The sequence below is a fragment of the Methylobacterium sp. CCH5-D2 genome (assembly GCF_001556475.1).
Lineage (GTDB): Bacteria > Pseudomonadota > Alphaproteobacteria > Rhizobiales > Beijerinckiaceae > Methylobacterium > Methylobacterium hispanicum.
On the sequence record NZ_LSIX01000762.1, the window covers coordinates 1 to 6284 of the forward strand.

Sequence of the window (6284 nt, forward strand, 5' to 3'; positions counted from 1 at the left end):
CTGCGTCACGGGCGACAGGTCGTCGGCGTCGCGACCGCCCCCGAACACTTGCCCGCCGTCCTCGTCGGGGGCGCCAACCTGCAGATCGCGCTCGACCCGCCCGACAGCGCCCTCATGGAGCGGGCCATCCGGATCTTCACGCGTCGGCGGATCCGGCCGGATCTAGCTGCTGCCGATCTCGTGGGCCTGACCCTCGATGATCTCTCTGCCGCCATGAGGCCGCGCACCTCCCCCGCCGCGATTGTGGCGCGCCTGCGGCGCACGTCGGCGCGGCGTGGAGGCACGGGCCTCAACGCGGCGGTGCCCCGGCTCGAGACGCTCGCCGGCTACGGCGCCGTCGGTACCTGGGGCCTCGCCCTCGCGGCCGATCTGCGCCGGGTGCGGGGGGGCGAGCTCGACCCGGGTGTGCTGGGCGGCGCGCTGCTGGCGGGCCCGCCCGGTGTCGGAAAGACGACGTTCGTCAGCTCCTTGGCAAGGTCCGCAGGCGTACCGCTGATCGACACAAGCATTGCCGACTGGCTGAACGATGGCCCCTAATACCTAGACTCGGTCGTGAAGGAGTCGAATAGTTTCTTCAATAATCTGTTGGCGCGCGCACCCTGCATCGGTTTCATCGATGAGTTGGACGCGCTCCCGTCCCGGATGGAGGTCATGCAGCGGGCCGATTGGTGGCAGCCGATCATCACGAACGTGCTGCTGCGCATCGATGCGGTACGCGCGGCCGGCACGGGGGTCGTACTGCTCGCCGCCAGCAACTTCCCGGATCAAGTCGATCCCGCCCTCCGACAGCTCGGCCGCCTCGATCAGACCCTGACGATCGGGCTTCCGGGCGAGACCGATCTCGCGGCGATCCTGAGGAGTCACCTCGGCGCGGATCTCCCCGACTCCGACCTGTCGACGGCGGCGCGGATCGGCCTCGAGGCGACTGGCGCCGACGCGGCCGGGTGGGTGCGCGCGGCACGGCAGCGGGCGCGCAGCGAGGATCGGTCCTTACGTCTGGACGATCTCCTCGACTCGATCCGACCACGGGATGATCGTTCGCCCGAGTTCCTGCGCCTGATCGCCCTGCACGAGGCGGTTCACGCGGTCGTGGCGCGCCGGCTCGGTCAACGCGTCGCGCGCGTCTCTATGCTTGCGACGGGCGACATGGCCGGATCGACCGAAATCATCTGCGGTCCGTCGGCGCCGACGGCGCAGCAGATCGACGATCACGTCATCGTGCTGCTCGCCGGGCGCGCCGCCGATCTCGTGCTCGGGGCAGGACCGCATGCCGGGGCCGTGCAGGATCTCCGCAGCGCCACCCGGCTCGTCGCTGCGAAGCGAGTTTCCCTCGGCCTCGTCGGGCCGCTCTGCAGCAGGGTCGATCCGGATGAGGCCGACCGACTGCTCTCGTACGACCTCGCCCTCGCGGACGCGGTCGAGTGCGACCTGTAGGAACTGCTGCGCCGCGCCGTGGCGCTGGAGCGGGCCGACCGCGCCGCGATCTGCGCTCTGGCAGACGCCCTGCTCGACCGACGCGTGCTGACGGCCCACGAGATCGACCGCATCCTCTCGGCTTGGCCGGCGCCGCGCGCGCGCCGGACCCGTGCACGGACCCGCCAGGAGATCGATGGGCCCGCGCGAGGCGACGTCGCTGCGCGCGCCGGCGGCGGACCCTGAGCCTCCTCCCGCGATGCTCCGGCCTCGCGCGGAAGCCACGCCGCGCGGCGCCGCTGGGCCGCTCCGCTCGGCACGGCCGATCCTCGGATTTGTGAAACGGAACGCTTTTTGCCGGACGGAGACCGACATCATGACCTACTCGTCCACCGTTGAACTTTACCTGTCGGTCGAGGCGGCGATCCAGTTCGAGGAGACGCTGGCCGTCTTCGACCGGATCACCGCGGGCACGGCTCCGGATGCGCGCGCCCTGGAAACGGCCCCGCTGCTGCCCAGTGCCCGCCCGATTGCCAACTCCGCGATCAGCATGGCGGGATCGAGCGGGATCTCGGGTACGGAATCCTTAAGATCGCCCCCGGCGGGGAAGGGGCCGTCGTTGCCGCCGTGGACAGACTTGTCGTGCGCCCCGCCGCCGTCCTGTCCGTTACTTTCCTGCCTGGTTCCGCTCATCTGATGCGCCTCTACGCTTCTCGGGTTCGCGCTGTGTCGTGTGGGTACCCTGCCGCCGGCGTGCGCGACGCCCGCGGGATCGGCTGCCGTCAGAGTCCGGCGAGGGGACCCAGGCTCAGGCGGCTCGCCGCCCCGAACGGCCGGTCGAGATCGAGCCGGGCCGCGCCCTGCGCGAGGAGCGCGAGCAGGGCCTCGAACCCATCGCGCTCACCTTCGAGCCAGCCGAGCGCCTCGCCGACCGTCGCGCTGCCGCCCCGCTCGCCCAGGCCTCGGCGCAGGATTTCCCGGCTCCTGCGCGACGGCACCCGTCCGGCATGGGCCGCGATCAGCCGGGCGGTGCCGAGGCGCGGTTCACGGTCGACGACAGCCTCACCGACGAGGCGCAGCAGCGTTCCGCTGCGCCAGAGGCGCCGCTGCAGCCGCCGCAGCTCGACGATCACGCGCTCGCGCTCCGGCAGGCGAGCGGGCACCGCGATCAGGTGAATGACGCGACCGTCGGCGAGCCGCAGGCGACGCAGGACCAGCCCGCCGCTCGGGTCGAGGGCGGCGACGCGCGCGCGCAGCGTGGGATCGTGGGGCTTGACGGTCACCGGCAGGGCCTGGAGCACCCAGTCGAGGCGCTGAGCCAGCCCGGGTCGCCCCGCTGCCAGGCCGCCTTCGGTGCCGTGTCGTTCATGACGGGCCGATTCGAAGGGGCGGCCGATGCTCGGGGAGGGATGATCGACGATTGCCTGAGTAAAGCGGGTCACGGCGTGCCTCCAGCTGATGCGGTGGGGGTGGTGTCAGGCAGGATCAGGAAGGGTCAGCGAACGCGCTGCCAGACGCGGTCGTGGGCGTTGTCGCCGCGCAGCAAGCGCGCCGCGTTCATGAGCGACGAGACCGCGATCGGGGCACGGAGCTTCAGGAGGTGCGGACGCCTTCGCAACGGTCGCAGCAGGCCCTCGGTGACTAGCCGCCGCCGCTTGGCGGTCAGGCAGGTCTGGTTCCACCGCACCTCCGAGCGACGGGCGAGCGCGCCGGCCTCGATGACGACCCAGTCCCCCTCGACGACGGCGCGCGCCACGAGCTCCCTGTCGCTGAGGTCGTAGACCCGCGCGTTGCCCGAAGTGCCGCAACCCGCCGGTACGTCGGTGCGGTAGCCGGTGCGCACCGCCCGCACCGTGCCCGCAACGGATCGGTCTCGCGCAGCAGCGGTCTCGGGCGATCCTGAAGCCTGAACCTTCGGGTGACCGTTCGCGCCGCGCTGCTCCCGGCACGCCCGTCGCCGCGTCCGTCGGTTCATCCTGCGTTGCGGGTGCAGCAGGGGAAGGCCCGCCGCGGAGAACAGGTCCCGCAGGTCGGACAGCCAACGTCTTAGGTCGGTGAGTTGCGAGCTGCGCAGGGGCGGGATCTGATAGCGGTTTCGGACTTGGTATCGGCGCAGGCCCGCGATGCGTTGGCTCAGGAGACCCTCGACTGCTTCGGAGAGGTCGCGGCCGAGCACGCCGGCGTCGCGGCAGAGCACCACGACGACCGTGTGGATGCCCGGGAAGGGGGGCTCGACCTCGTGCCGGAGCAGGCGCCGGCCGGCATCGTCGGCGCGACCGACAAAGACGGGCGGGCCGGCGGGCTCGTGCGGAGGGGATCGCGACGCGTTTCGGGCACTGGGTCGGTTGGCGGTCGGTCGTCGGTGCCGCGGAGCGTCCCCACCATCATTCGGAAGCTAAGGCTGCGGTAGCCCGCGGCTCCCGATGACGGGCCAGGCGGCCCCCCTGATTCTCGCCGAGCCCAACTCGCGGGTCCGCCCAAAGCTCGTAATGCTGTCCAGTCTCGCCCGGCTCCAGCCGGTCCGGCCGGACCCAAGCGGGCGTTTGAAGCGAATTTGATCCCTGCGTGCACGGAGGCCTGGCGCCTGCCGGTCGCGCAGTCGTGACCGCTATCTCGGCGAGCCGCCCTCCGCTGGAAAGCCGGTCGGCGCATCGCCGAGGCGAGGAGGCTCTGCCACAAAAACTTGGCGCGGAGGCCTGGGGCAGTATCGCGCTGGCGAGGTGTGCCCGATTGGACGCTTTGCGGGGTGGCTGGGGGCTGACAGAGCAAGGATTCGCTCAAGCGCACACCCTTCCATGAACCGCGCTCGGCGTGAGCCGGGTTGACCGGGACCACGGACCGGCAACACGCCGAGCGCTTCAGTGAAATTCAAGCCAGTAGGACTGCTGATTACGACGTGATGTCGATCGCTGCGATCCGACCATCGGCGAAATCGAAGAACTCGACCGAGACAGCCCGCGTAGTGCCGTTTGTCCCAGCAAAGACGAGGCTGCCGTCGCTGTTGCGCGTCACCGCATAATCGGAGCGCCGACCGGCGAGCACCGCAACGTCCGTACCAAGGTCGCCCGAGATGAAGTTGTCCCCGAGATCGCCGTTGATGATATCGTCGCCACGTCCTGCGAAGATACTATCGTTCCCCTGGCCACCGAAGATTTTATCATTGCCGGAATTGCCGAAGATCAGGTCCTCTCCGGCGTTCCCGTAAAGAACATCGTTGCCATCTCCGCCAGAAAGGCTATCGTTGCCCTCGCCGCCGAGCTGAGTGTCGTTCCCAGCATCCCCGAAGAGCCGATCTTCGCCGAGGTTGCCATAGAGAACGTCGTCGCCATCTCCACCGGAGAGGCTATCGTTGCCCTGTCCTCCGAATTGGGTGTCATTCCCGGCATCTCCGGAGAGCCGATCCTCTCCGAGGTTGCCGAAGAGGACGTCGTTTTCGCGTCCACCGAAGAGGCTATCGTTGCCTTGCCCGCCGAACAGCGTGTCGTTCCCGGCATTCCCGAAGAGCGGATCCTCTCCGAGGTTACCGGACAGAACATCGTTGCCATCTCCGCCGAAGAGGCTGTCGTTGCCCTGTCCGCCGAGCTGGGTGTCGTTCCCAGCATCACCGTAGAGTAGATCCTCCCCGAAATCGCCGTAGAGAACGTCATCGCCCTCGCCCCCGAACAACGTGTCGTTGTCCATGCCGCCGAACGCCTGATCTCTGCCCGCGTCACCGCGGATCAGATCGGAGCCACGGTAGCCGAACAATACGTCGTCGCCTGTGCTGCCCAGCAGGGTATCAGCCGCTTGTGTCCCCTGAACCGTTGTCATCTTGCGTTGCTCACTTCCCCATCATGGCGGACCCTGGGCCAGCCATAAATTGTTCTCTTTCTGCTCCTGACGTTCTTGCGTGCTCCCGAGCACGTTGACGAACGCAGGACGCGGCGATCCGCTTCATACGGCTAGGGATGGATTTCAGTTCCAAGAAAATCGTCACGGCGCAACGGATTGCTGAGCGACGCGCGCTACCGCCCGCGTCTGGTCGACGCCAATCGCCTGATGGGTCGCTCCACCCGTCCAGAACGGCGTCCGCTTCGATCCAGCCTGTGCGTCCGAATCCGTTGCTGCGATAGCGTTGTAACATTCGGCGACGGTGCAGCCTGCGAGAGCGTCCTTTACGGGGCTCCTGAGATGGCTGTCCGCAGTGTGCGGCTGGCGCGCAGCATGACCATCACGTCCGCGTTGGCCAACTCGACCGAGTTTGGGCCGGCCGTGCAAGCCAGCAGGTAGACCCGCCACGATATGCCCGCCGATGTCTCCGACTCTGCGGGCCGACATCTCGTCGAGCAAGACCGTGCCGACACGCGTGAGAGCCTGGCCCAGGTGCTCCTCGACAGAGCCGAGGAAGCGGGCCGCGGTGATCGATCCTCGGAGAGCGCAGCCGTTGTCGGGCCACTCGCGCGCGCGCAGGCGGTGACCGGGATGATTTTTTTCTCGGTGGCCGCCTGCAATCGCCGTCCGCACGACTTTCGGTCGCAGCGCCGCGGTGTGGCCAGCGATCTCCTTCGCGTTCGATGGCCTGGGTGCTGTGTCAGTTCACAGACTGTGCACACCGCCCCCAACCGTGTTCCGCCATGCGGTCGCACAGTTCGTGCAGGAGCAGCGGATGCGGCGCGTGGTAGATCCGCCGGATCGGGTCAGCCTGTGCCCTCGATGACGTATGAGCGCTGATCGCCGCCCATCCACTCCACCGGCGTCCGGCGCTACGGCACGAACGCTTCGTCTTAGGCTGCCACCTTGGCAGGTCTGATCTCAAAGCGCCTTATCTGACGCGAGGCTCTAGGTCGTAGACTCATAAAGCTCGCAGCCGGACCCGCAGGGCTGCGAGCTTG

Annotated in this window: 6 protein-coding genes and 1 pseudogene; 4 read left to right on the forward strand and 3 right to left on the reverse strand. The window is 68.5% G+C overall.

All coding sequences use genetic code 11. From position 1 onward, the window contains the following. Positions 1-213: 213 nt before the first annotated feature. From AX737_RS36075 to AX737_RS20375, 4 genes and pseudogenes are all read left to right on the forward strand, one after another. Positions 214-810: pseudogene (locus AX737_RS36075) on the forward strand (ATP-binding protein); the annotation flags it as partial. A 138-nt stretch (positions 811-948) separates the two neighbouring features. Further along, the gene (locus tag AX737_RS36080; protein ID WP_280949093.1) at positions 949-1434 is read left to right on the forward strand and encodes a hypothetical protein; all 486 of its coding nucleotides are present in this window, start codon (positions 949-951) and stop codon (positions 1432-1434) included. Between the two features lie 18 nt (positions 1435-1452). Continuing rightward, the gene (locus AX737_RS20370) at positions 1453-1659 is read left to right on the forward strand and encodes a hypothetical protein (protein ID WP_066924463.1); all 207 of its coding nucleotides are present in this window, start codon (positions 1453-1455) and stop codon (positions 1657-1659) included. Between the two features lie 130 nt (positions 1660-1789). Beyond that, positions 1790-2110: a hypothetical protein gene (locus AX737_RS20375; RefSeq protein WP_066924465.1), complete on the forward strand. Its 321-nt coding sequence runs from the start codon at positions 1790-1792 to the stop codon at positions 2108-2110. An 85-nt stretch (positions 2111-2195) separates the two neighbouring features. Here the strand turns inward: AX737_RS20375 and AX737_RS20380 are convergent, their stop codons facing one another. The 3 genes from AX737_RS20380 to AX737_RS20395 form a co-directional block, all read right to left on the reverse strand. Further along, positions 2196-2855, reverse strand: a complete 660-nt coding sequence (locus AX737_RS20380; protein WP_156453855.1) for a hypothetical protein — start codon at positions 2853-2855, stop codon at positions 2196-2198. 53 nt (positions 2856-2908) lie between these two features. Further along, on the reverse strand, positions 2909-3610 hold the full coding sequence (locus tag AX737_RS33480; RefSeq protein ID WP_156453856.1) for a hypothetical protein: 702 nt from the start codon (positions 3608-3610) through the stop codon (positions 2909-2911). A gap of 692 nt (positions 3611-4302) precedes the next feature. After that, positions 4303-5223 carry a calcium-binding protein gene (locus tag AX737_RS20395; protein WP_082773173.1) on the reverse strand — a complete coding sequence of 307 codons (921 nt, stop codon included), beginning with the start codon at positions 5221-5223 and terminating at the stop codon, positions 4303-4305. Between the last annotated feature and the right edge of the window lie 1061 nt (positions 5224-6284).

Coding starts and splice junctions, on each gene's coding strand:
- AX737_RS20375 (WP_066924465.1), top strand. CDS start 1,790: ATGACCTACTCGTCCACCGTTGAACTTTACCTGTCGGTCGAGGCGGCG.
- AX737_RS20395 (WP_082773173.1), bottom strand. CDS start 5,223: ATGACAACGGTTCAGGGGACACAAGCGGCTGATACCCTGCTGGGCAGC.